25 protein-coding genes and 2 pseudogenes are annotated in these 23,800 nt (G+C 73.0%); 15 read left to right on the top strand and 12 right to left on the bottom strand.

Annotation, left to right across the window (positions count from 1 at the left end; all coding sequences use genetic code 11):
• Positions 1-34 precede the first annotated feature (34 nt).
• From AB0G35_RS14795 to AB0G35_RS14765, 7 genes are all read left to right on the top strand, one after another.
• Positions 35-2,446, top strand: coding sequence for a phosphoketolase family protein (locus AB0G35_RS14795; protein ID WP_360948461.1), 2,412 nt, complete (start codon positions 35-37; stop codon positions 2,444-2,446).
• A gap of 129 nt (positions 2,447-2,575) precedes the next feature.
• On the top strand, positions 2,576-2,752 hold the full coding sequence (locus AB0G35_RS14790) for a hypothetical protein (RefSeq protein WP_360948459.1): 177 nt from the start codon (positions 2,576-2,578) through the stop codon (positions 2,750-2,752).
• Positions 2,749-3,243, top strand: coding sequence for a monovalent cation/H+ antiporter complex subunit F (locus tag AB0G35_RS14785; RefSeq protein ID WP_360948457.1), 495 nt, complete (start codon positions 2,749-2,751; stop codon positions 3,241-3,243). The genes AB0G35_RS14790 and AB0G35_RS14785 overlap by 4 nt, the downstream gene beginning before the upstream one ends.
• Positions 3,233-3,502: a hydrogenase subunit MbhD domain-containing protein gene (locus tag AB0G35_RS14780; protein ID WP_360948455.1), complete on the top strand. Its 270-nt coding sequence runs from the start codon at positions 3,233-3,235 to the stop codon at positions 3,500-3,502. The genes AB0G35_RS14785 and AB0G35_RS14780 overlap by 11 nt, the downstream gene beginning before the upstream one ends.
• Entirely contained in the window at positions 3,499-4,251 is a 753-nt protein-coding gene (locus AB0G35_RS14775; protein WP_360948453.1) for an MnhB domain-containing protein, read from the top strand. Before AB0G35_RS14780 ends, AB0G35_RS14775 begins: the two co-directional genes overlap by 4 nt.
• Positions 4,248-4,595 (top strand): sodium:proton antiporter, encoded by a 348-nt coding sequence (locus AB0G35_RS14770; RefSeq protein WP_360948451.1) that lies wholly within the window; start codon positions 4,248-4,250, stop codon positions 4,593-4,595. The genes AB0G35_RS14775 and AB0G35_RS14770 overlap by 4 nt, the downstream gene beginning before the upstream one ends.
• Positions 4,592-6,409 carry a complex I subunit 5 family protein gene (locus AB0G35_RS14765; RefSeq protein WP_360948449.1) on the top strand — a complete coding sequence of 606 codons (1,818 nt, stop codon included), beginning with the start codon at positions 4,592-4,594 and terminating at the stop codon, positions 6,407-6,409. The genes AB0G35_RS14770 and AB0G35_RS14765 overlap by 4 nt, the downstream gene beginning before the upstream one ends.
• Before the next feature lie 43 nt (positions 6,410-6,452).
• Here the strand turns inward: AB0G35_RS14765 and AB0G35_RS14760 are convergent.
• Positions 6,453-7,096: pseudogene (locus tag AB0G35_RS14760) on the bottom strand (endonuclease).
• Between the two features lie 154 nt (positions 7,097-7,250).
• Between AB0G35_RS14760 and AB0G35_RS14755 the strand changes: the two are divergent.
• Positions 7,251-8,372: a cation diffusion facilitator family transporter gene (locus tag AB0G35_RS14755; RefSeq protein ID WP_360948447.1), complete on the top strand. Its 1,122-nt coding sequence runs from the start codon at positions 7,251-7,253 to the stop codon at positions 8,370-8,372.
• A 16-nt stretch (positions 8,373-8,388) separates the two neighbouring features.
• Here the strand turns inward: AB0G35_RS14755 and ligD are convergent, their stop codons facing one another.
• The gene (gene ligD, locus AB0G35_RS14750; protein ID WP_360948445.1) at positions 8,389-9,399 is read right to left on the bottom strand and encodes a non-homologous end-joining DNA ligase; all 1,011 of its coding nucleotides are present in this window, start codon (positions 9,397-9,399) and stop codon (positions 8,389-8,391) included.
• Between the two features lie 609 nt (positions 9,400-10,008).
• Between ligD and AB0G35_RS14745 the strand changes: the two genes are divergently transcribed.
• The 3 genes from AB0G35_RS14745 to AB0G35_RS14735 all read left to right on the top strand — a co-directional run bounded on the left by AB0G35_RS14745 (position 10,009) and on the right by AB0G35_RS14735 (position 11,915).
• Positions 10,009-10,407: a hypothetical protein gene (locus AB0G35_RS14745; protein WP_360948443.1), complete on the top strand. Its 399-nt coding sequence runs from the start codon at positions 10,009-10,011 to the stop codon at positions 10,405-10,407.
• A gap of 150 nt (positions 10,408-10,557) precedes the next feature.
• Positions 10,558-11,538, top strand: a complete 981-nt coding sequence (locus tag AB0G35_RS14740) for a Ku protein (RefSeq protein WP_360948441.1) — start codon at positions 10,558-10,560, stop codon at positions 11,536-11,538.
• A gap of 146 nt (positions 11,539-11,684) precedes the next feature.
• Complete coding sequence (locus tag AB0G35_RS14735) at positions 11,685-11,915, top strand: DUF6458 family protein (protein ID WP_030798711.1); 231 nt, start codon at positions 11,685-11,687, stop codon at positions 11,913-11,915.
• Positions 11,916-11,943: 28 nt separating this feature from the next.
• Here the strand turns inward: AB0G35_RS14735 and AB0G35_RS14730 are convergent, their stop codons facing one another.
• Positions 11,944-13,659 (bottom strand): alpha/beta hydrolase, encoded by a 1,716-nt coding sequence (locus AB0G35_RS14730; RefSeq protein WP_360948439.1) that lies wholly within the window; start codon positions 13,657-13,659, stop codon positions 11,944-11,946.
• Positions 13,660-14,022: 363 nt separating this feature from the next.
• Between AB0G35_RS14730 and AB0G35_RS14725 the strand changes: the two genes are divergently transcribed.
• The 3 genes from AB0G35_RS14725 to AB0G35_RS14715 are packed head-to-tail and all read left to right on the top strand — an operon-like array spanning position 14,023 to position 16,736.
• Entirely contained in the window at positions 14,023-14,727 is a 705-nt protein-coding gene (locus tag AB0G35_RS14725) for a histone protein (protein WP_360948437.1), read from the top strand.
• A 6-nt stretch (positions 14,728-14,733) separates the two neighbouring features.
• On the top strand, positions 14,734-15,747 hold the full coding sequence (locus AB0G35_RS14720; protein WP_360948435.1) for an SRPBCC family protein: 1,014 nt from the start codon (positions 14,734-14,736) through the stop codon (positions 15,745-15,747).
• A gap of 5 nt (positions 15,748-15,752) precedes the next feature.
• Positions 15,753-16,736 (top strand): Rieske (2Fe-2S) protein, encoded by a 984-nt coding sequence (locus AB0G35_RS14715; protein ID WP_360948433.1) that lies wholly within the window; start codon positions 15,753-15,755, stop codon positions 16,734-16,736.
• 101 nt (positions 16,737-16,837) lie between these two features.
• Here the strand turns inward: AB0G35_RS14715 and AB0G35_RS14710 are convergent, their stop codons facing one another.
• From AB0G35_RS14710 to AB0G35_RS14670, 9 genes and pseudogenes are all read right to left on the bottom strand, one after another.
• A complete protein-coding gene (locus AB0G35_RS14710; RefSeq protein ID WP_360948431.1) occupies positions 16,838-17,032 on the bottom strand; it encodes a CsbD family protein in 195 nt (64 codons plus the stop codon).
• 85 nt (positions 17,033-17,117) lie between these two features.
• Positions 17,118-17,528, bottom strand: a complete 411-nt coding sequence (locus AB0G35_RS14705) for a gas vesicle protein K (RefSeq protein WP_360948429.1) — start codon at positions 17,526-17,528, stop codon at positions 17,118-17,120.
• On the bottom strand, positions 17,525-17,815 hold the full coding sequence (locus AB0G35_RS14700) for a gas vesicle protein (protein WP_360948427.1): 291 nt from the start codon (positions 17,813-17,815) through the stop codon (positions 17,525-17,527). The genes AB0G35_RS14705 and AB0G35_RS14700 overlap by 4 nt, the downstream gene beginning before the upstream one ends.
• On the bottom strand, positions 17,812-18,627 hold the full coding sequence (locus AB0G35_RS14695) for a GvpL/GvpF family gas vesicle protein (protein ID WP_360948425.1): 816 nt from the start codon (positions 18,625-18,627) through the stop codon (positions 17,812-17,814). Before AB0G35_RS14695 ends, AB0G35_RS14700 begins: the two co-directional genes overlap by 4 nt.
• Positions 18,628-19,019: 392 nt before the next feature.
• Positions 19,020-19,319: pseudogene (locus AB0G35_RS14690) on the bottom strand (gas vesicle protein); the annotation flags it as partial.
• 72 nt (positions 19,320-19,391) lie between these two features.
• Positions 19,392-19,643 (bottom strand): gas vesicle protein GvpG, encoded by a 252-nt coding sequence (locus AB0G35_RS14685; protein WP_360948423.1) that lies wholly within the window; start codon positions 19,641-19,643, stop codon positions 19,392-19,394.
• A 69-nt stretch (positions 19,644-19,712) separates the two neighbouring features.
• Complete coding sequence (locus AB0G35_RS14680) at positions 19,713-20,426, bottom strand: GvpL/GvpF family gas vesicle protein (RefSeq protein WP_360948421.1); 714 nt, start codon at positions 20,424-20,426, stop codon at positions 19,713-19,715.
• Between the two features lie 3 nt (positions 20,427-20,429).
• Positions 20,430-20,861, bottom strand: coding sequence for a gas vesicle protein GvpJ (gene gvpJ / locus AB0G35_RS14675; RefSeq protein WP_360948419.1), 432 nt, complete (start codon positions 20,859-20,861; stop codon positions 20,430-20,432).
• An 87-nt stretch (positions 20,862-20,948) separates the two neighbouring features.
• Entirely contained in the window at positions 20,949-21,335 is a 387-nt protein-coding gene (locus tag AB0G35_RS14670; protein ID WP_360948417.1) for a gas vesicle protein, read from the bottom strand.
• 286 nt (positions 21,336-21,621) lie between these two features.
• Between AB0G35_RS14670 and AB0G35_RS14665 the strand changes: the two genes are divergently transcribed.
• A complete protein-coding gene (locus AB0G35_RS14665) occupies positions 21,622-23,766 on the top strand; it encodes a SpoIIE family protein phosphatase (RefSeq protein WP_360948415.1) in 2,145 nt (714 codons plus the stop codon).
• The last annotated feature ends 34 nt before the right edge of the window (positions 23,767-23,800 follow it).

The following is a 23,800-nucleotide window of genomic DNA, read 5'->3' as shown; positions in this document are numbered from 1 at the left end:
CGTCCGTTGCACGCCAAGTCGTGAGGAGCTGAGCATGCCCGACGCGCACGCCCCGGCAGCCCCCGGAACGGGACGGTCGGCGGTGCCGGGACCACTGGACGCCGCCGAGCTGCGCACCCTGGACGCGCACTGGCGGGCCGCCAACTACCTGTCCGTGGGGCAGATCTACCTGATGGCGAACCCGCTGCTGGAAGCGCCGCTGCGCCCCGAGCACATCAAGCCCCGGCTGCTGGGCCACTGGGGCACCTCCCCCGGCCTCAACCTCGTGCACACCCATCTGAACCGGGTCGTCAAGGCCCGCGGTCTGGACGCGCTGTGCATCTGGGGGCCGGGCCACGGCGGCCCCGCCGTGGTGGCCAACTCCTGGCTGGACGGCACCTATACGGAGACCTATCCCGATGTCGCCCGGGACGGGGAGGGCATGGCCCGGCTGTTCCGGCAGTTCTCGTTCCCCGGCGGGATCCCCAGCCATGTCGCACCGGAGACCCCGGGGTCGATCCACGAGGGCGGTGAGCTGGGCTACTCCCTCACCCATGCCTACGGCGCCGCCTTCGACAACCCCGGCCTGCTGGTCGCCTGCGTCGTCGGCGACGGCGAGGCGGAGACCGGTCCGCTCGCCGCGTCCTGGCACGCCACCAAGTTCCTCGACCCGGCGCACGACGGCGCCGTCCTGCCGATCCTGCACCTCAACGGCTACAAGATCGCCAACCCCACGGTGCTCGCCCGGCTCCCCGAGGAGGAACTGGACGCGCTGCTGCGCGGCTACGGACACGAGCCGGTGCACGTCACCGGTGACGACCCGACGGCGGTGCACCGGGCGCTGGCCGCCGCCATGGACCACTGCCTGGACCGGATCTCCGACATCCAGGGCCGGGCCCGCCGCGACGGCGTCACCGACCGCCCGCGCTGGCCGATGATCGTGCTGCGCACGCCCAAGGGCTGGACCGGCCCGCACGAGGTGGACGGGAAGCCCGTCGAGAACACCTGGCGCGCCCACCAGGTCCCGCTGTCCGGCGTCCGCGACAACCCCGCACACCTGCGGCAGCTGGAGAACTGGCTGCGCTCCTACCGGCCCGAGGAGCTCTTCGACGCACAGGGCCGGCCCACCCCCGACGTACTGGCCTGCGTCCCCGAGGGGCCCCGCCGCCTGGGCGCCTCACCGCACGCCAACGGCGGGCTGCTGCTGCGGGAGCTGCCGGTGCCGCCGCTGGAGCGGTACGCCGTCGAGGTGGACAAGCGCGGCACCGTGCTGCACGAGCCGACCCGGGTGCTGGGCGGTCTGCTGTCCGGCATCATGGCGGCCACCGCCGGGCGCCGGGACTTCCGGGTGGTGGGACCGGACGAGACCGCCTCCAACCGGCTGGACGCGCTCTACGACGTCACCGGCAAGGCCTGGCAGGCCGAGACGCTGGACACCGACGAGCACCTCGCGCACGACGGCCGGGTCATGGAGGTGCTCTCCGAGCACCTGTGCCAGGGCTGGCTGGAGGGCTATCTGCTCACCGGGCGGCACGGCCTGTTCTCCAGTTACGAGGCGTTCGCGCACATCGTCGACTCGATGGTCAACCAGCACATCAAGTGGCTGCGGACGTCCCGCCGGCTGCCCTGGCGGCGCCCGATCGCCTCACTGAACTACCTGCTCACCTCGCACGTCTGGCGCCAGGACCACAACGGCTTCTCGCACCAGGACCCCGGGTTCGTCGACCACATCCTCAACAAGAGCCCCGAGGTGGTCCGGGTCTACCTGCCGCCGGACGCCAACACCCTGCTGTCGGTGGCCGACCACGCGCTGCGCAGCCGGGACTACGTCAATGTGATCGTGGCCGGCAAACAGCCCAGCTTCGACTGGCTCAGCCTCGACGAGGCCCGCGCGCACTGCGCCCGTGGCGCCGGCGCCTGGGAGTGGGCCGGCACCGAGGACGGCAGCAACCCACCGGACGTGGTGCTGGCCTGCGCGGGCGACGTCCCCACCCAGGAGACGCTGGCCGCCGCCGACCTGCTGCGCCGTCACCTGCCGGAGCTGGCCGTGCGGGTGGTCAACGTGGTCGACATGGCCCGGCTGCTGCCCGCGGGGGAGCACCCGCACGGCATGCCGGACGCCGAGTACGACGCGCTGTTCACCCGCGACAAGCCGGTGATCTTCGCGTACCACGGCTACCCGTGGCTGATCCACCGGCTCTGCTACCGCCGGGCCGGCCACCCGAACCTGCACGTCCGCGGCTACAAGGAGGAGGGCACCACCACCACGCCCTTCGACATGGTCGTCCGCAACGACCTCGACCGCTACCGGCTGGTGATGGACGTCATCGACCGGGTGCCCGGCCTCGGCGTGCGCGCGGTCGCGCTGCGCCAGGCGATGGCGGACGTCCGCACCCGCCACCACGCCTGGATCCGGGAGCACGGCACCGATCTGCCCGAGGTCGCCGACTGGACCTGGTCCGGCTGACCGCGCGCCGCCCCGGCCCCCGGGCCGCACGCACCGACGGAGTAGTCCGCGGCGCGGTGACGGGGCGGCCGGGGCGCCGCATGTGAGCCTGAGGCCCGGGTACCCGGTCGGCAGGGAGGTGTGTGGCGGATGGTGCGAGCGCTGGCGGCCGGGGGTGAACTCCTGGGCTGGTGGGCGGCGTTGACCCTGTTGTGGATCATGCTGATCGGTCCGGTCGACACCCTGGAGTGGGCGGTCGGCGCGGGCGCCGGGCTGATCGCCGCCGCCGCGGCCCGCGGGGCCCGGCGGGCGGTCGACGGCCGGTGAACGGCTGGACCGCCGCGGCCACCGCGCTGCTGCTGTGCGGCTTCGCGCCGGCCGCCTGCGGCGTGGCCACCGGCCGGGCCCGCCGGCGGGTGCCCGCACAGAACGTGGCGACCACGCTCCTCAGTCTGGTCTTCCTGCTGCTGTCCCAGGGCTTCGCCCGGCCGGCCTACGTCGACACCGCGCTGATGCTGTCGGTGCTGGGCCCGGCCGGGACGCTGCTCTTCGTACGCCTGCTGGCCGACCAGTTGGCGGAGCATCCGCCCGGGCAGGGCCGGCTGCGCGCGCTGACGGTGGTGAACTACGTCGCGGTGGCCGCCGTGGTGGTGCCGCTCTCCGTCGCCGCCGGGCCCGGCCGGGCGATGGTGAAACTCCTGATCATCGGGGTGCTGCTGGCACTCGGGTGCCGGGTGGCGACCCGGGCCGTGCACGCCGCGGCGGCCATGGGGCACGGGCGGGGCGCACCCACGGAGGGGATGTCCGATGACCGGTGAACTGCCGGTGCTGCTGGGCCTGCTCCTGGTGGCCGCCGCCGGGACCGGGACCGTCCTGGTGCGCGATCCCGTCCGCCAGTCCTTCCTGCTGTCCCTGCTCGGGCTGTCGCTGGCCACCCTCTTCCTGCTGCTGCAGGCGCCCGACGTCGCGCTCTCCCAGCTCGCGGTCGGCTCCGCGCTGACGCCGCTGATGGTGCTGCTGTCCGTGCGCAAGGTGCGCCGCCAGGCCCGCAGCGAGCGCCGGGAGGAGCGGGAATGACCATGCGGCTGCGGAGGTGGGTGCTGGCCCTGGGCGGGCTGGGCGCCGCGGTGCTGTACGTTCTGGCCTGTCTCGACCTGCCGTCGTTCGGCGGCGGGTGGCACCCCTACGGCGACCGGGCGGTGCGGGCCGCGCTCGCCCGGCACACGGCCAACACCATCTCCTCGGTCAACTTCGACCAGCGGGCCCTGGACACCCTCGGCGAGGAGTCCATCCTCTTCGGCTCGGTGCTGGGCACGGTCGTGCTGCTGCGGCAGACCAGGGACGAGAACCGGCAGCAGCCGGAGCCGGCCCGGGTCGCGCCGCCGGTGCGCCGCTACGCGCTGTTCGCCCTGCCGGTCACCCTGCTGATCGGCCTGTACATCGTCGCGCACGGCCAGCTCAGCCCCGGCGGCGGTTTCCAGGGCGGGGTGGTGGTGGCGACCTCGCTGCACCTGCTCTACATCGCGGTGGACTACCGGGCGCTGGAGCGGATCCGGCCGCTCGGGCTGTACGAGGTGGCGGACGCCGCGGGTGAGGCGGCGTACGTCCTGGTGGGCGCGGCGGCGCTGCTGGCGGGCTGGGCGTACCTGGGCAACTTCCTGCCCTACGGCACCTTCAACACCCTCTCCTCGGGCGGCACCGTACCGCTGCTCAACGCCGCCATCGGCGTGGAGGTCGCGGCCGGGGTGGTGGTGCTGCTGGCGCGATTCCTGGACCAGGCGGTGGAGATCGTGAGTACGGACGAGGAGGCGGAGGACCGGGCATGAGCGTGCTGCCGTACGTGGTCGCGGGCTGGCTGTTCCTGATGGGGTGTTACGGGCTGGCGACCAGCCGCAACCTCATCCACGCCGTGGGCTGTCTGGCGGTCTGCCAGTCGTCGACCTATGTCCTGCTGCTGGCCGTCGGCTACCGCTCCGGCGCCACCTCGCCGGTGTTCTCCGACATCGCCCCGGGCTCGCGCCCGGTCGCCGATCCGGTCGTCCAGGCGCTGACGCTGACCGACATCGTCATCGGCGCGACGGTCACCGCGCTGCTGCTCTCGCTGGTCATCCAGGTCGCCAAGCGCCACCGCACGGTGGACCCCGACGAGCTGTCGGAGCTGCGGGGGTGAACGTCGCCCGGACCCTGCCGCTGATCGTGGTCACCCCGCTGTTCGGTGCGGCGCTGCTGGTGGCGGCGGGCCGGCGGCTGCCGCGGTTCGCCGCCGAGACGCTGGGCTGCCTGTTCGCGGCCGGTGCCGCGGTGCTGGCCCTGCTGGCGCTGGCGGCCACCGGGCCGTCGGCCGGGCAGCCCGCCGAGTGGCTGGGCGGCTGGCGGCCGCACGGCGGGGTGAGCGTGGGCATCGTGCTGGTCGGCGACCGGACCGGCCTGGGGCTCGCCACCCTGGTCTCGCTGCTGGTGCTGGCGGCGCTCGGGTACGCCTGGCGGTACTTCGACGAGCCGCCGCGCCGGCACGCCGGTTCGTTCCCCGCGCTGGTGCTGCTGTTCCAGGCCGGCATGTGCGGATTCACGCTCACCGGCGACCTCTTCAACGCCTTCGTGTTCTTCGAGCTGATGGGTGTGGTCGCGTACGCGCTGACCGGCTACCGGGTGGAGGAGGCCCGGGCCGTCCAGGGCGCGCTGGTCTTCGGGGTCGTCAACTCCCTCGGCGGCTATGCCACGTTGCTGGGCATCGGCCTGCTCTACGCGCACACCGGCGAGCTGGGCTTCGCGCAGATCGGCTCCGCCCTCGCCGGGTCGCCCGGCGGCAGCCCGGACGCGCTGCTGATCGCGGCCTTCACCCTGGTCGTGACCGGGCTGCTGGTCAAGGCGGCGGCGGTGCCGTTCCACTTCTGGCTGGCCGACGCCCATGCGGTGGCCCCGACGCCGGTGTGCATGCTGATGTCGGGGGTGATGGTCGAGCTGGGGCTGTACGGCACCGCCCGGGTCTACTGGACGGTGTTCGCCGGCCCGGGCGGGCTGCCGGCCGCGGACGTCCACCGGGCGCTGCTCGCCCTGGGTGTGCTGACCGCCGTCCTGGGCGCGCTGATGTGCTGGCAGCAGCGCCACCTCAAGCGGCTGCTGGCGTACTCCACGGTCGCGCACGCCGGACTGTTCCTGGTGGGTCTCGCGGTGCTCAGCCCGGCGGGGGTGGGCGGCGTCGCGGTGTACGTCCTGGGGCACGCCGGGGTGAAGGCGGCGCTGTTCGCGTGCGTGGGCATCCTGCTGGACCGCTTCGCCAGCGTCGACGAGCACCAGCTGCACGGCCGGGGGCGCGAACTGCCGTGGGTGGGCGTGCTGTTCGGGGCCGGCGGGCTGGCGCTGGCCGGGCTGCCGCCGTTCGGCACCGCGCTGGGCAAGGCGGTCACCGAGGAGGCCGTGGGCGGCTGGGCGACGGTGCTGTTCGTGCTGGTGTCGGCGGTCACCGGCGGTGCGGTGCTGCGGGCCGGTGCCCGGGTGTTCCTCGGTCTGGGCAGCCGTCCGGCCGACGCCGAGGAGCACCCGGCCGAGGAGACGACCGGTGAGGAGGAGCCGGAGACCCGGGGCGGTCTGCTCTCCCGGATCCCGGACACCATGCTCACCGTGCCGGCGGTGCTGCTCGCCGCGGCCCTGGCGGTGGGGCTGGTCCCGGGACTGCGGACCGGCATCGGGCAGGCCGCGGACGCCTTCACCGACCACGCCGGCTACCTCGCGGCGGTGCTGCACGGCCGGGCGGCGGAGCCGGTGCCCACTCCCCCGCCGCACTGGAACGCCGCCGGAGTGCTGTGGGGCCTGGTGGCCACCGCGCTGGCCGCGGCGCTCGCGCTGGGGACCGTACGGCGGCCGGTGCACGACGAACCGGCCCGCTGGACTATTCCGCTGCGCCGGGTGCACTCCGGTCATGTCGGCGACTACGTCGCCTGGTTCCTGGCGGGCGTCACCCTGCTGGGGGCCCTGATCGCCTGACGGCCGCGGTCGCCGGCCGGCCGCCGAGGGCTGCCCCGCCGCCTCAGCCGTCCGCCGCCTCGCGTACATCGTCCACCACGGACTTGTCCAGCGCGGCCCGGACCAGCGCCGAGGCGAACGCCGCCCGTTCGTCCTTCCCGACCAGCCGCGCCAGTCTGCGGCCTCCCCCGGGAGGCCCAGCCGCTCGGCGCCCTGCACGGCCTTGCCGTCGAGGCAGGGGGCGATTTCGGGCCAGACACCCTGCACCTCGCGGAGGAAGATGTCGCAGCCCGTGGCCCCGAGGCCGGGCACCGCGCGCAGCGCGTCGGCGTCGCCGTCCGCCGCGTCCCGCATCCGCCGCAGGTCCCCGCCGTACTCGTCCAGCAGCAGCTGGGCGGCGTCCCCGAGCTGGGTGGCGGTCCGCTCGTCGTAGCGCCGGTAGCCGCCCTCGCCCAGCGTGTCGACCCGCTGTTGCCAGGTCGCGTCCGCCATCCGCCGCGGGGTCCGCATGCCCGCCTCGAACAGCGCACGCGCCGACGCCACCGCCACGGAGGCGCGGATCCGGGCGCTGAGCAGATGGGCCAGCACCAGCACCTGGCAGAGCGGCTGCGGGGTGTTGCGCAGCCGGATGCCGCTCTCCTGCGCGTAGGTCGTGCCGTGCCGTTCCAGCAGCGTGCGGGCAAGGGCCCGGTCGGATGTACCGCCCATCGCCGGCTCCTGTGCCGTCGGGGTCGCGGGTCTCCTTCCGCTTCCAGGCTGCCTCCTGCACCGGGCCGGAACCAACCGGTCGGCCCGGGTGCGCATCGGGCCGCGGGCGGCTACGCTTCGCGTCGGCCGGCCGACCGGCCACGGGAGGCACCCGGTGTCGAACAGGACGCAGGACGAGAGCCAGCACCCGCCGCGGAACGGGACGCAGGACAGCGCGGACGCCAGGACCGCGGTCACCGTGTTCGTGGCGCTCGGCGCGAACCTGGTGATCGCCCTGGCCAAGGTGGCCGGCGGGCTGATCGCCGGCTCGCCCGCGCTGCTCTCCGAGGCCGCGCACTCGGTCGCCGACAGTTTCAACGAGCTCTTCCTGCTCGCCTCCCTCAAGCGCAGCACCCGTGCGCCGGACTCCCGGCACCCGTTCGGCTACGGCAAGGAGCGGTACTTCTGGTCCCTGCTCGCCGCGGTCGGGATCTTCGTGATGGGCGGCTGCTTCTCGTTCTTCCAGGGCGTCGAGGCGCTGCGCTCGGGCGGTTCGGAGAGCCCTACGGGCTACACGGTCGGGCTGGTCGTCCTGGTGGTCGCGCTGCTCGCCGAGGGCTCGTCGCTGCTGCGGGCGCTGGCGCAGGTCCGCGGGCAGGCGCGGGAGACCGGCCGGAGCGTGTGGGCCACGATCCGGGCGGCCGACGACCCGGCGTTGCGTACGGTGCTGGCCGAGGACGCCACCGCCTGCTTCGGCGTGGTCGTCGCGATGGCCGGGGTGGGACTGCACCTGCTCACCGGCGCGGTGGCGTGGGAGGGCTGGGCGTCGCTGGTCATCGGGGCGCTGCTGATGTACGTCGCCTACCAGCTCGCCAAGGAGTCCCGCGGCCGGATCATCGGTGAGGCCGCCGACCCGGCGCTGCGCCAGGCGCTCGCGCGCTTCCTGGACCGGCAGCCGGAGATCGACGCGGTGACGACACTGCTGACCATGCGGCTGGGCACCCGGTCGACGCTGATCGCCGCCCGGATCGACCTCGTCGGCGGGCTGGACAGCGAGGAGGTCGAGGAGGTGCTGGTCCGGGTGAAGGCGGAGATCCGACGCAACTGGCCGGTCGCCGACCAGATCTTCCTGGACGTCACGGAGGCCTCGGCCGGGGACCGGGAACGCGCCCGGCGGGAGCGCCGGCTGCTCGACGAGGCGGTGCTCGCCGACCGCGAACGGCATACGACGGGACGGCACGCCGAAGGACGGCCCGCCGAGCCGGACGCGCCGGACACCGGGCCGCCGGCGGAGTGACCGCGCCGACGGCCCGTCAGCGCATGGCGTCGAGCCGCTTGCGGGCCGTGCGCAGCGACCGCCCGCGGGCCGGCAGCTTCGACCACGGCCGGGCCCGCGCCTGCTCCACGACTCCCGCCACTTCCCTCAACGACCAGCTCCGCGCGGTCAGTTCGGGGTCGTCGAGCTGCTCGTGACTAATCGGCGCGGCGACCGGCGCGCCCGGCTTGGCCCGTAGCGACCAGGGGGCGACGGCCGTCTGTGCGTAGGCGTTGCGCTGGACGTCCAGGTAGAGCCGGTCGCCGCGGGCCTTCTTGCGCACGGCCGTGGTGAGCCGGTCCGGGTGCCGCCCGGCCAGCACCTCCGCCACGTCCTGGGCGAAGCCGCGTACGGTGTCGAAGTCGCTGCGGCCGTCCAGCGGGACGGTGACGTGCAGTCCCCGTGACCCGGTGGTCATCAGCGTCGCCGGCAGTCCGAGTTCGTCCAGCAGGCCGACGAGCTGCCGCGCAGCCTCCCGTACCGGCTCGAAGTCGGAGCCCGGCGGGTCGAGGTCGAAGACCAGGCGGTCCGGGTGGTCGGGCCGGCCGGCCCGGGACAGCCAGCGGTGCAGCGTGAGACAGGCCTGGTCGGCGAGGTAGAGCAGGGTGGCCTTGTCGTCGCAGACGGGGTGGGTGACGGTACCGCCCTCTTTGGCGACCTCTTCGCGCCGGATCCAGTCGGGGTAGTGGTCCGGGGTCTCCTTCTGCATGAAGTGCGGACCGTCCAGGCCCTCCGGGAGCCGTTCCAGCATCAGCAGGCGGTCCCGCAACTGCGGGACCATGACCGCGGCCACCCGGCGGTAGTAGTCGACGACATCGGCCTTGGTCAGCCCGTCGTCCGGGAACAGCACCTTGTCGGGGCGGTGGACCTCGACCGTGCGGTTGCCCGCCCGTACGGCGTGCGTGCCGCCCTGGCGGGCCTTGCCGCGGGTCGGGCCGGCCTTCCCGGTGGTGCCGCGCCTGCCGGCCTCTTCCGTGCCGGTGTCCGTGCCCTTGTCCGTGTCCTCCATGCGGGCGGGGGTACCCGCTGCGGGTCGCCGTACGCTCCGGCGTCCGGGTGGTGGCCGCCCGCCACGCCGCATGCCGAGCACGAAATCGGCAACAAGGGTGATGTGCCGAAGGGGCCTCATGGGGCGCTCACCGCCCGTGGGGCCGTAGCGAAGGAGGGTCCGTGCCGGATCTCGTACCGGACGAAACACACCGTCAGCGCGGGCGCGAACAGCGCGATCCCGTACCACCGACGCCGGGCCCGGGGCCCGGGCCACCCGGACCCACGCCAGGCCCGCGCCCCGGCCCGGTCCCCGCCCCCGGACCGGATCCGGTGCCGCCGCCGGTGCCGGGCCCCGAGCCGGACCCGGCCCCGCCGAACCCGGCACCGCCCACGCCGGGTCCCGAACCGGGCCCCGCGCCCGATCCGCTGCCCGCACCGGGCACCGCGGGGGCGGCCGCTCCGCCGCGCGGTGCGGCCGGCCTGCGCTGATCCCCCCTCAATGCGGGTTCCTCACCCCTGACATGCGGCCGGCCGGTCCCTGTGGAAACGTGGAAGCAGGTCATGACCACATGACCCCCGCCGGGATCGCGCCGGCGGCCGGCCGGGTCTCTCATGTGAGGAGTGAGCCATGGCCAGGCAGAAACCCACCATTGTCGGGGGATGGACGGCCTTCGCGGGCGTCCTGATGATCTTCGGTGGCGCGATGACCCTCCTGGAGGGCATCTCCGCCATCGCCAAGGACACCGTCATTCTGACGACACGGAACTACGTGTTCTCGTTCAGCCTCGCGGGCTGGGGATGGATCCACCTCATCCTGGGCATCGTGATCCTGGCCGCGGGCGTCGCCCTGATCGCCAGCGGGGCGACATGGGCACGCGTCCTCGGTGTCGTCCTCGCCGGTCTCGGCGCGCTCGCGAACTTCCTGTGGATCCCGTACTACCCGTTCTGGGCCCTGACGCTGGTCGCCATCGACATCTTCATCATCTGGGCGCTCTGTGCAGGAGACCGCCGGCACGACGTGACGTGACCTGACCTGATCCGGGGGCCGCCCAGCGTCTGGGGGCGGGCCCCGGGGCTGCCGCCCGACCCGATCGGACCATGCCCGGTATGACCCGGGATGTACGGTTTGCCCGGCCCGCTTAGCATGGAGCCGAACGCACCGATGAAGGCGGCCCCCATGCGTCCCACGGCGAAGTTCGCCATCAGCTTCGGCCTGGTCACGATCCCGGTCGCCGCGTACAACGCCACGGAGAGCTCGGCGTCGGTCAGCTTCGTCCGCATCCACACCAAGGACGGCGGACGGGTGCGCAACCAGCCGGTGTGCTCCCTGGAGGGCACCGAGGTCTCCCCCGACGAGATCGGCCGCGGCTACCGGCCCGGGGACGGCGACACGGTCGTGCCGCTCAGCGACGAGGACCTGGACGCCCTCCCGCTGCCGACCGCCAGGACACTGACCATCCTCGCCTTCGTCGCCGGCGGCGACATCGACCCGCTGCAGCTGGGCAAGGGCTACTACCTGGGCATCGACGGCCCGGCCGCGGCCAAACCGTACGTCCTGCTGCGCGACGCGATGGAACGGCACCAGCGGGTCGGCCTCGGGAAGATCGCCCTGCACGGCCGGGAGACGCTGGCGATGATCCGGCCGATGGGCGACGTCCTGGTGATGCAGCAACTGCTCTGGCCGCACCAGATCCGCCCGTTGCAGGGAGTGCTGCCCGAGCGCGAGGCACCGGTGCACGCCAATGAGGTGGCGGCCGCCGAGGCGCTGATGGACTCCTTCGGGGGCCTGTCCGAGGAGGACGTGCACGATCACTACCGTGAGGCGCTCGAAGAGCTGGTGGCGGCGAAGCTGGCCGACCGCGAGCCGGAGTTCGAGACCGGCGAGGAGCCCCCGGCCGGCCAGGTGATGGACCTGATGGCGGCGCTGCAGGACAGCGTCCGGGCGGCGCAGCGGTCGCGCGGCGAGGACGAGGAGTCCGGCCCGGCCGCGGCCCCGGAGAAGGCCGCCGGGCGGAAGACCGCGGCGAAGAAGACGGCCGCCGGGACCGCAGGCACGAAGAAGACCGCCACGAAGAAGACCGCCGCGAAGAAGACGGCCGCGAAGAAGACGGCCGCGGCGAAGAAGACCGCGGGCCGCGGCGGCCGCCGCGCCGGCTGAACCGCCCGGCCACGGCCCGGATCCGGACCGCTCACGCCCTCCCGCGCGCCGGACGGCACACCGCGGCCCGGACATAAGGCCCCCGCCACCGGGTAACCGCACTGTCAACAGACCTGACCGTCACACCAGTTATGGAGGCGAAGACCATGGGTATCGGCGGGTGCATCGGTCTGCTGGCGGTGGGGGCGATCCTCACGTTCGCGACCGACTGGCACATGGCCGGGATCAACCTCGACCTGGTCGGCATCATCATGATGATCGTCGGCATCATCGGACTCGCCACGTACGTGAGCATCCTCAAGCGGCGGCGCACCCAGCCACCCTCCCCCGGCGCCCCCGTGGTCGACGTCGAGGACAACCGCTACTACCGGGGGTAGTCCACCGGGCTGCCCCGCACCGGCCCGCTCAGCCGCAGCTGGTGCCCGGCCTGGGCAGCACGCCGTCCACCAGGAACCGGTCGACGTGGTTCTGGACGCAGGTGTCGCCGGTGGGGTAAGCGGCGTGTCCTTCCCCGCGGAAGGTCAGCACGACGCTGGAGTTGTCCAGCGCCCGGGCCATGTTGAAGGCGCCCTGGTACGGGGTCGCCGGGTCGTGGGTGGTGGCGACGAGCAGCATCGGCGGCGCACCCGGCGCGGCGACGTCGCGGGAGGAGTCGTCGCCCGCGACCGGCCAGGCGTAGCAGTCCAGCAGGGTCGGGGCGATGTCCGGGCCGAACAGCGGTGAGGCCCGGGTGAGTTCGCGCTCCGCGCGGGGGTAGTCGGCGGCTCCGTAACGCTCCGAGGTGTCCCGGCAGGAGATCGCCCGCAGGGCCAGCTGGTCCTGCGGCGGCAGTTCGTCGTCCTGCCCGGTCCGCCGCGGCGGGACACCGGCCCGTGGCGGGACACCGGCCCGCGGTGGTACGGCAACGGCCGTGCCGCCGCGGGCCTTGCCGTGGGTGGCGGCCTTGCTTCCCTGGGCGGCCCCGTCGCTCCCGGGTGCCCGGCTGCCGCCGCTGTCGCTGAGCCGGAGGATGCCCGCGCCGTCACCGCGCCGCAACTGCGCCAGGGCCTGCCGCAGGGCCGGCCAGTCGCTCCGGCTGTAGAGGGCCTCGCGCAGCGCGTAGACATAGGTGGTCTCGTCCACCTTCCGCCCCTGCACCGTCAGCGGCGTATCGGTCAACTCCTGGTACCAGCGCAGCAGTTGGTCCTGCGCCCGGCCGTCGTCCGGGCCGAGCGGGCAGTCCGTGGCACGGACGCAGTCGGCGGCGAAGTCGTCCAGTGCCCGCTGGAAGCCCCGGGCCTGCGCGAGCGCGGTCTGCCAGGTGTTCTTGGTGGGGTCCTCGACGCCGTCCAGCACCATCCGGCCGGCCTTGTCCGGGAATTCATGGGCGTAGACCGCGCCGAGCTTGGTGCCGTAGGAGAACCCCAGGTAGTTGAGCTTGTCGTCGTGGACAGCGGCGCGCAGGACGTCCATGTCCCGGGCGACCTCCGTGGTGCCGACCCACGGCAGCATCCCGCCGGAGTACCGCCCGCACGCCTCGTTGATGCGCTTCTCCTTCGCCGCGAGGGTGTCGTCGGCGGCGTTGCCGGGCGGCGGGGCGAGCCGGCTGCCACAGGAGACCGGCTCGGTGCGGCCGGTGCCGCGCGGGTCGAAGCTGACGAGGTCATAACGCTGTCCCGGCCGCGCGAAGGCGCTGCCGCTGCCGATCAGGTAGTCGACGCCGGAAGCACCCGGGCCTCCGGGGTTGAGCACGAGGGAACCGAGCCGTTTGCCGGGCCCGGTGGCCCGCAGCCGGACCAGCTGCACCTGCAGCGCGGCCCGGTCGGGGTGTCCGTAGTCCCGCGGCACGGTCAGCCGGGCGCACTCCAGCCGGTCGGAGAAGCCCGGTGGCGCGGTGTCGCCCTGGCTGCGGGCGCTCTGCCGTACGTCCGGGCCGCACCGCGCCCAGGAGAGCCGCTGCTGGTAGAACCGCGCCAGCCCGGGGGGAGCGGACGGGTCACCGGCGGCTGCCGGGGCGGGAGTTCCGGCCGGCGCCGCGGGGGTGCCGACGGGCCCGCCGAGCAGGGCCACCGCCGCCGCCACGGCCAGCAGCCGGGCCGCGGCCGCACACCGGCGAGCACGCCGCGCTCCCGCCGTTCCCACACGATCTGCCCCCGTACGAGGCGGTGCACGGCGTGTTCCCGGCATATTCCGAGCCTAGGACCGTCGTCTTCCTTCCGCACACCTGCCGGTCTGCGATCGGAAGGGCACTCTGCGGTGCGGGGGACGCTTTTCGACCGAATCGATACCGTTTTGACGCCTCCGCGGGTTTTTCTTCCATCCCGCCGGTAACCCGTAGAACGGGCCGCCCGTAACGGCGAGCGGACCCCCCTATTTCGGCATGCCCTCGGGGCGCGACCCTGCCCCACACCCTCGATACGCGCCCGAGATGCGCAGGTCACCACAGGGATCACTCTGGAGATATGGCGCCGATCAGCCGGCTGCCCAGGAAAAGGTGACACGTCCATGAACGAGAGAACGAAGATCATGCTCGCCGCCGCCGTGGCCGGCGGCTATGTGCTGGGCCGTACCAAGAAGGGCCGGCTCGCTCTCACGGCGGCGTCCTACCTCGCGGGGCGCCAATCCGGTCTCGACCCACGTCAGCTGGTGTCCGACGGCGTCCGCAAGCTCGGGGAGATACCCCAGGTCGCGGAGCTGGGCGACCAGCTGCGCGGTGAGGTGATGGGCGCCGGCCGCAAGGCCCTGGCAGCCGCCGCCAACCGGCAACTGGTCTCGCTCGCCGATACGCTCCGCGACCGGACCCGCCTCCTCGAACTCGGCCCGCAGGGTGACGAGGAAGAGGAAGAGGAAGAGGAAGAGGAAGAGGAAGAGGAGGAGCCGCCGGAGGACGAGGAAGAGCCCGAGGAGGAGGAAGAAGGGGAGTACGAGGAGGAGGAAGAAGAGCCGGAAGAAGAGGAAGAAGAGGAGCCGGAAGAGGAAGAGGAAGAGGAGCGGCCCCGCCGCGGCGGCGGGGGCCGAGCGGCACGGGCCCCGGCGAAGAAGGCCGCCAAGAAGGCCCCGCCCAAGAAAGCCGCCAAGAAAGCCCCGGCAAAGAAGGCCACCGCCAAGAAGGCCCCGGCGGGAAAGAAGGCGGCCAAGGCGACCAAGAAGGCTCCGGCGAAGAAGACCGCCGCCAAGAAGACCACGTCGCGTGGCAGAGGCGGGAGGTGACCGGTCATGGCGAAATCGGGACAGGGCCCGGACTCGGGGCTGGACCAGCTGCGTGACGAGTTCGGCAACCTCATGACGGCGTTGGTGGGAAACCTCGCCGACCGGGCCGGCGACAAGCTGACGGACATGACGGGCCGGCTCACCGATGTCGCCGAGCACGGCGGCTCCCTGGGCAAGATCGGCGCGGGTCTGCTGAGTGGCGACTCCCCCCTCAAGGCGGTGCTGTCCGGCACGGCGGGGAACCTCAAGGACAAGGTGCTCGGAAAGGCCAAGGAGGCGCTCGGCGGCGGCAAGAAACGCAGCTCGGGCGACAAGAAGGTCACCAACATCATCGAGGTCCTCGACGTCGGTGTGCCGGTGCGTACCGCCTACGACCACTGGACGCAGTACGAGAAGTTCAGCCGTTTCACCAAAGGCGTGCGCAATGTGTCGCCGCACGACGAGACGACCAGCGACTGGAAGGCCAAGGTCGGACCGTCCACCCGGGGCTGGAAGGCGACCGTCCAGGAGCAGATACCGGACGACCGGATCGTCTGGACCTCCGAGGGGGCCAAGGGATCGACCCGGGGCGCGGTCAGCTTCCACGAGCTGGCGCCCAATCTGACCCGCATCGTGCTGGTCGTCGAGTACTACGCCTCGGGCTTTTTCGAGAAGACCGGCAACATCTGGCGGGCGCAGGGACGACGGCTGCGGCTGGACTTCAAGCACTTCCAGCGCTACGTCACCCTCACCACCGAGGAGCCGGAGGGCTGGCGCGGCGAGATCCGCGACGGCGAGGTCGTACGGACCCATGAGGAGGCCGTCGAGGAAGAGGAGAGCGAAGCGGCCGAGGAAGGCGAGGAAGAGGAAGAGGAAGAAGGAGCAGAGGGCGAAGAAGGCGAAGAAGGCGAAGAAGGCGCAGAAGAGGGGGAGGAAGGCGAGGAGTCCGCGGAAGGGGAGGCGGACGAGGAAGAGGAGTACGAGGACGAGGACGAGGAGGAACCCGCCGAAGAGGACGAGGAAGAGACCGAAGAGGAGTGAGGCTGATGCGGCTCTCCGCGCGGTACACGAAATTCGCCGTCCTCTCCCCGGGGACGGGTGGCGTCCTGCAGACGGTCACCGGTTCCGGCGGCGGCACCGGCACGCTGAAAGGCGCCGCCGCCCGGACCGAGGCCACGTTCCTGCGCTCCCTCGACGAGCTGGGCCGCCTGGAGAAGCTCGACCCGGTGATCGGCCCGCTCCAGCGGGTGGTCCACGGGCTGCCGCTCGGGCGCTGGCGCGATGTGCTGCACGGGCTGCCGATCGGCCATCCGCTGCACCCGGCGCTGGTCCAGCTCCCGCTGGGCTCGTGGCTGTCCGCCGCGGTGCTGGACCTGGTGCCCGGTACCCGGCGCGGGGCCCGGGTGCTGGTGGGCGTGGGGGTGCTGTCCGCAGTACCGGCCGCGCTGGCCGGCTGGGTGGACTGGGCCGAGCAGGACGAGGACCAGATGCGCACCGGGCTGGTGCACGCCGCGTCGATCGCCACGGCCATCGGCCTGTACGCGAACTCCTGGGTGCAGCGCGGCCGCGGCCGTACCGCGCTGGGCAAGGCGCTCGGGCTCGCGGGGCTCTGCGCGGCCGGCACCGGCGGACTGCTCGGCGGGCACCTCGCCTACCGCCAGGCCGCGGGCAGCAACAAGGCCCAGCCGGTGCCGCACCTCGTGGCGGCGGGCTGGCACACCGTCGGCCGGGGGGAGGACTTCCCGGTCGGCGCGGCGGTGCGCCGGGAGCTGGGTGAGGTGCCCCTCCTGGTGGTGCGGGAGCCGGGCGGCCACATCCACGTCCTCGCCGACCGGTGCAGCCACATGTCGGGGCCGCTGTCGGACGGGAAGGTCGCGGACGGCTGTGTGGAGTGCCCCTGGCACGGCAGCGTCTTCCGGCTGGCGGACGGCGCCAACGTGCGGGGCCCCGCCACCGCGCCGCAGCCCGCGTTCCTGGTGAGCGTGGAGACCGACGGCACCGTCCGGGTCCGGCTGCCCGACGCCGGCTGAACAGACCGCCCCGAGGCCGGTTCACACGGCGCATACGCCACCGGTCCCCGCCGCCCGCACGGAGACACGGGCGGCGGGGACCGGTTCTGCCGGGCGCACGCTCAGTGCTTCAGGCTGTGCCGGCCCTTCTCCACGGCCTGCTTGACCTTGCCCATGGCCTTCTCGGTCCTGCCCTTGTGTTCGAGCCGCGCGTCACCGCGGGACTTGCCGGTCGTTTCCTTGGTCTTGCCGATCGCTTCCCTGGCCTTGCCCGCGGCCGTGCCGCCGAGCTCCCGGGTCTTCTTCCTGATGTCCATCTCGCGCTCCTGTCGTGCTCGTTGTCGTGCTCCTTGGGGTGGTGGCCCGGTCCCGGGCCACCACGGTGGTTCGGGACGGTGCCGGTCAGGACGGTGGCAGCAGGGTCCCGAGGGGTCCGAGGTCCAGATTGAGGTCTTCCAGTGACAGGTCGTACCGGGCGCAGAGGTCCACCATCCGGCTGTGCAGGATCATCAGCGTCTCGCCCAGCCGCTCCTCCTGCTCCTCGGTGAGGTCCCCGGTGTCGACCCGGTGCAGCGCCTGGCGTTCCATGAGCTGCCGCAGCAGCTCGACGAGGGTGAGGACGAGCTTCATGAGGTCGCGTTCCACCGTGTCGGGATCGGTGGCGATCCGGTGTGCGGGCCGGTGTCCCTGGCCGCCGGGGGTGCGCAGGAGGTCGTCCTCCGGGGCCGCGGGCAGCAGGCGGAAGGCGCGCTCCGCCGCGTCGGCGACCTCGTCGAAGCGGGCGCCGGCCGGCCAGCGGGCGTCGTCCGTCATGGTCCGCCCTCCGGGAGCGTCAGGCCCTCCCGGTACGTCAGCTCGTCGCGCTGCGCCCGTTCCTCTTCGTCGCGCGTGGGCCACGGGGAGGGGTTCTCGGCGCTGATGGAGACGACCAGCGCGCGCAGTGAGATGCGGACGAGGTCGATGTCGGCGATGGAGAGCACCACGTCGCCGGTGAGCACCACGCCGCCGCTGAGCAGCCGGTCCAGCAGGTCGATGAGCGCGATCTGCGGGTTCGGCAGCGGCTCGTCCGTCCTGGCCGGCGGCCCGCTCACGGGCCTCACGGCGCGGCTCTCCGCAGCGGTTCGGCCTCGGCGGGGACGGCGAAGGAATAGGGCGCCCAGGGCCCGGTGACCTCCACGCGGACGCCGGGGAAGCCCTCACCGGCCCGGAGGACCTCGGTGCGGAAGTCCTCGGCGTCCCGCTGCGGCACGAGATAGGCATCGTTGACGACGTTCTCGCCCGGACCCCTGGCCAGTTCGCCCTGTTGGGGGCGGTGCCTGACCTGGTCGACGGCGTAGGTGCGGGCGGTGTCCTCGACCCGCCGGGCCGCGTCCTCGGCGTGCCGGTAGGCGTCCTGACGGGCGTGGCGCTGGGCCCTGCGCCGGCTGAGGTAGGCCCGCCCGGGGCTCAGGTCCTGGCCGGCGGGCGGCTCCTCGGGGGCCTCGGGGGGCTCGCCCGCCTCGACGTAGATCTTGACCCCCCATTCGGTCTGTGCGGCGAGCTCGGCGAGCCGGTCGGCGAACGCCTGCCGGCGGTCCGCCAGCATCAGCCGGACGCTGTCGTCGTCGAGGTAGACGGTGGCCAGTCGCAGCGGCAGCACGGTGGTACGGGCGGCCAGTGCCTCGATCACCCGGTGGTGGGCGCGGGCGACCTCCTCCAGCCAGTCCAGGTCTTCGAGGTGGGAGCGCAGCGCTCCCTCGTCGAACTCCGCTGCGGGCACCGCGCTGACGGCGACGACCACATCGCCGTCGTCGCCCGTGCGCACCAGGCGCACCGGTGCGTCGGCCACGCCCGGGAGTCCGGACAGCTCCGCCTCCAGCGACCCGTCGGCGTCCCGCGCGACCGCGTACGCATAGCTGCTGACCTCGGTCATGACTCGTCCTGCCGCTTGCCGCGCGGGCGCGGCTCGGCCCGCTTGCGTGCGCTGCCGGAGGTGCGGGCCCGGCCCGACGTGCCCGAGTTACCGCTCACGCTGCGCCGGTTGCGGGGGGTCGGGCGGCCCGTCCGCTCGGCAGCCCCGGCCGGCTCGGCCGGTTTGGCCGGCTCGGCCCGCTTGGCCCGCTTGGCCGGCTTGGCTGGCTCGGCCCGCTCGACCGGCTCGGCCCGCTTGGTCTGCCCGGCCTGCTTGGTCTGCCCGGCCTGCTTGGTCACCTCGGCCCGTTCGTTCGCCTCGACCCTCTCGGCTTCGGTGGCTTCCCCGGCTTCCTCGGGTTGCCCCGTCGTGTCGCCCGGCGGCAGCTCGTCGTTGACGGACCGGCCGCGCGCCGCGGCGAGTTCGGCCCGCAGCCGCCGGTTCTCGTCGGCGAGCGAGCGGTAGCCGTCGTTGGCGCGGGAGGACAGTGCGGGGTCGTGCTCCCACCAGTCGATGCCCATCTCCTTCGCCTTGTCGACCGACGCGATCAGCAGACGGAGCTTGATGGTGAGGAGTTCGATGTCCAGGAGGTTGATCTGGATGTCACCGGCGATGACGAGTCCCTTTTCCAGGACCCGTTCCAAGATGTCGGCGAGGTTGGCCGAGGTACCGCCCTGAGCGGACGGGGCGGCCCGGGACGGATGGTCGCCCAGCCTCCTGGAAAGGGGTTCGCTCACGGCCCTGCACCTCGATTCCCTGGGGTTCCGGCGTCCGGCCGGTCCCGGTCAGCCGCCGGTGCCCTGAACGTGGGCCCGGATCTCGTCCAGCCGGTCCAGCAGTTCGTCCTCTCGCCGGTCGAATGTCTCCTCGTCGATCTCCCCGGCCAGCAACGCCTTTTCCAGGTCGGCGAGTTGGCGTTCCACGGGGGCCGGGTCGTAGTACTCGTTCTCGGCAGCCTCGACCACCTTCCCCAGGACCCAGAAGATGCCGCGCATCGGGGCGAGCGGAAGGGCGGCGATCTCCGTCAGCACACCCATGGGAACTCCCTGGACGACGCCGCGGAGCCGGGCGACCGGAGGAGCCGAGCGCCCGGGGCGGCGGATGGATTACACGAAACTGTAGGCGGGGAGCGGACCGCGCAGCCGCAGGTTGAAGTCCTCGCCCAGTTTCTCGGCGAGTTCCTGCACCGCGGTACGCAGGCGTTCCTCCTGGTCCTTCTCGACGAGGAAGGACACGCTGAGGAAGTCGTCGCCGGACGGCTTGACGGTGTTTTCCTCACGGGCCAGCCCGGTCAGCGCCTCGGTGACCGAAGCGGCGAGCCGGTCCTTGCGTGCCTCGATCTCCTTGGCGACCAGTTCACCGAGGGCGAGCGGCATGTCCGGGCCGCCCCGGCCGGCTTTGATCTCCTCGTTCATCCGTCGCGCCTGGTCGGACTCCAGGAGGATCTGGCGCAGCATCGCCTCCTCGTCCTGGCCGGCCTTGAGGTGGTACTCGACACAGTCCTTCAGTGCCTGCAGCCGCTCGGCGAACTCGTCCGCGCGTTCCTCCAGCACCGTCCGTACCGCGTCCTCGTCGTCGGCGACGAAGCCGAACTGCAGCGGCAGGACCGTGCCGTCGGCCATCAGCCGCTCCTGGACCGCCTGGTGGGCGGCGAGGTCGCGACGCTTGGGCCGCAGCTGTTCAGGAGCGTCACTGATCACCGCGGACAGCTTGTCGACGGTCAGGGTGCGCAAAGCTGACGGCGGGTCTCCCACTCCCTGTACGCCGTCCAGACCCTGCGGATGACTGCGGGAGACGATCGAGTAGACGTAGACGGGCATGGCTCAGTCCTTTCGGTGCCTCACCGGTCGCTCGCGCTTGCCCGCGGGCTCCCTGTGCCGTTCCCCGGCCTCCTCGGTGGTGCTCTTGAGGGCGTCGGCGACGGCATCCGCGACACCGCTCAGGGCGCCCTTGGTCTTGCCGTGCGCACCGCCCTCGGTGACCTCGCCGACGACGTCCGTCAGCTTGGAGGGTGCCTTGCGGCCGGACTCCAGGTCGAGGCGGTTGCAGGCCTCGGCGAAGCGCAGGTAGGTGTCCACGCTGGCCACGACGATGCGGGCGTCGACCTTGAGGATCTCCAGACCCACGAGCGAGACGCGGGCGAAGACGTCGATGACGAGTCCGCGGTCCAGGAGCAGTTCGACGATGTCGTAGAGGTTGCCGGTCCCGCCACCACCGGTGGCCACGGCCCCTCCTCCTTGCGGCACTACAGTCACGGTGCCTCCCTTTCACCGGCTCCTCCAGGTCGTCCCGGAGTGGCCGTGTCGTTCATGTGGCGAACGGTGGGTGTCGGCGATGCCGGCCTAGCTCTGGCCGACCTGCCCCTTGGTGTAGCGGCGAGTGCGCTCGTACGACACCAGTTCGCCTTCCTCGTCCAGCGTCACCCGGTAGCTCGCCATCACGCTGCTCGTGGTGGGGACGCGTTCGAGTTCCAGGACTTCCACGTCGGCCATCCAGCCGTCCTCCGTGGGTTGGAGCGCGGAGACGGAATCGGGCGCCCGGCCCAGGAGCTCCTGGAGCTGTTCGGCCGCGTAGCGCATCGCCCGCGGCGCCGAAACGCGGCGGGCGGCGCGCTCCGTACCCCTGTCGTTGGTCCGGTCGCCGGCGTTCGCGTCACTGCTTTTCCCGGCCGTCTTCTTGCGGGTCGGGCGCCGGTCCGGTGTTTCTTCGTCCTCTTCGTCTGCGGCCATGTTTCGTCTCCGAATGCGGAGGTGACATGCTGCCCGCGCCAAGTTCAAGAGGCGCCATTACATGATATACGGCGCTTTGCTCCATCTCTCGGCATAGCTCCCGATATGGGCTGCCCGCGGCCGCCCGCCCACCCCGGCCCCCGTACGGCCCCGCCTCGGGTGCCGGTCCGGGTGGCCGCTCGCATGCCGTGGTCCGGCCGTCGGCGTAACGTCAGCACTGTTCCGGACGGACGGCGGGCCGGAGCGGGTCGCAAATGTCACGACGACAGCGGTGTGAAGGTGCGAGATGAGCGGCGGGACCGGGACCGACCCGCTGGACTGGGCACTGCTCCGGACGATGCTGGACGCCGGGGCGTCCGCCGGCGGCGTGTACGTGCTGGCGGACGACGAGCCGGTGCTGCAGCTGACCGTCATGAGCGGGGTGCCCGCGCCGTTCCTGGAGCCGTGGAGCCGGGTGGCGCTGGCCGCCCCCATCCCGGTCGCGGTCGCCGTCCGCCGGCGGCACCTGGTGTGGGCGGGCAGCCATCAGCAGCTGGTCCGTGACTTCCCCCGGACGGCGGTGGCCGTGCCGTACGACTTCGCGCTGGCCGCCGCGCCGATCGGCGACCGGGACGGGGACGGGAGCCGGGGGGCACTGCTGCTGCTGTGGCCGGCAGATCATCCGCCGCACCTGTCGCCGGACGAGCGGGAGCACGTGGAGAACGGCTGCCGGCAGCTGGCGGAAGTGCTGGCGCGGCACCCCCGGCGGTCCGAGGGGCACCCGCCGCGGCCGGTCGAGCCGCGGGTGCTGACCCCGCCGCCGGCCCGGACCGTCGGCCCGCAGGAGGCATGGGCCGCGGTCGATTTCGCCGAACGCCTCCCGGGCGGCGCCTGCGCCCTCGACCTCGACGGCGCCGTCACCCTGGTCACGACCGGCGCGGCGGAGCTGCTCGGCGAGGAGCCGGACCGGCTGATCGGCGCGCGCCCCTGGGAGGCGCTGCCCTGGCTGCGGGACCCGGTGTTCGAGGACCGGTACCGCGCCGCGGTGATCAGCCGTCAGCCGATGTCCTTCGTCGCCTTCCGCCCGCCCGACCGCTGGCTCACCTTCCGGCTGTTCCCGGACGGCCGCGGGCTGAGCGTGTGGATCGCGCCCTCGGAGGTCCCGGCCGGCAAGGACTACGGCCCGCTGCCGGTCCCCGCACCGGGAGAGGCGGTGCCGCCCCGGGCCGGGCAGATCTACCACGTGCTGCATCTGGCGGCCGCGCTCACCGAGGCGGTCGGCGTCCAGGACGTCGTCGACCTCGTCGCCGACCAGATCGTGCCGGCCTTCGGCGCCCAGGGCATGCTCATGTACGCGGCGGAGGCCGGCCGGCTGCGGACCATCGGCCACCGTGGTTACCCCGCCGAGGCCATCGCCGCCTTCGAGGGGCTCGCGCTGGGCGCCGCGAAGAGCCCGGCCGTGCACGCGCTCGCCACCGGGGAGCCCAGTTTCTACACCACCCCCGAGCAGATGGAACGCGACTACCCGGGGCTGCCGCAGCTGACGGGCAAGGCGGCCCGGGCCGTGCTGCCGCTGATCGTCTCCGGCCGCCCGGTCGGCTGCTGCATCCTCTCGTACGACCGCCCCCGCACCTTCAGCACGGAGGAGCACCAGGTCCTCACCTCACTGGCCGGGCTGATCGCGCAGGCACTGGACCGGGCCCGGCTGTACGACGCCAAACACCAGCTGGCCCACGACCTGCAGGCCGGGCTGCTGCCGCACGGTCTGCCGCCGGTGCCCGGCCTCGCGGTCGCCGCCCGCTATCTCCCGTCGACCCGCGGGATGGACATCGGCGGCGACTTCTACGACCTGATCCGCCTCGACACGGACAGCGTGGCCGCGGTGATCGGCGACGTACAGGGCCACAACGCGGCGGCGGCCGCCCTGATGGGGCAGGCCCGTACCGCCGTGCACGCCCACGCCACCGCGGGCGCCTCCCCGGGCGAGGTGCTGGCCCGGACGAACCGGCTGCTGACCGATCTGGACCCCGACCTGTTCACCAGCTGCCTGTACGTGCACATCAATCTGCGCTCCGGCCGGGCCTGTCTGGCCAGCGCCGGCCATCCGCCGCCGCTGCTCCGCCAGCCCGACGGGCACACCCGGGTCCTGGACGTGCCGCACGGGCTGCTGCTGGGCATCGACCCCGACGCCCGGTACGAGGCCACCGAGATCGACCTGCCACCGGGCTCCGTGCTGGCCCTCTACACCGACGGGCTCGTCGAGCAGCCGGGGGTCGACCTGGACCGTGCGGTCGCGGAGCTGGCCGGCCGGCTGAGCGCGGCGCCGCCCCGGCAGCCCGACGCCCTCGCGGACGCCCTGCTGGAGAACCGGTACTCCGGGGCGGACCGGTTGGACGACGTGGCGCTCATGCTGCTGGTCCCCGACACGATCGGACCGGACGGGCCCGCTTGACCGCTCCCTTCGCGGGGTAGCCGCCCTTCCCCCG

This window comes from Streptomyces sp. NPDC021749, from assembly GCF_040640655.1.
Taxonomy (GTDB): Bacteria; Actinomycetota; Actinomycetes; order Streptomycetales; family Streptomycetaceae; genus Streptomyces.
The sequence above is the reverse complement of the archived record's forward strand: the minus strand, read 5'-3'. Positions and strand labels throughout refer to the sequence as shown.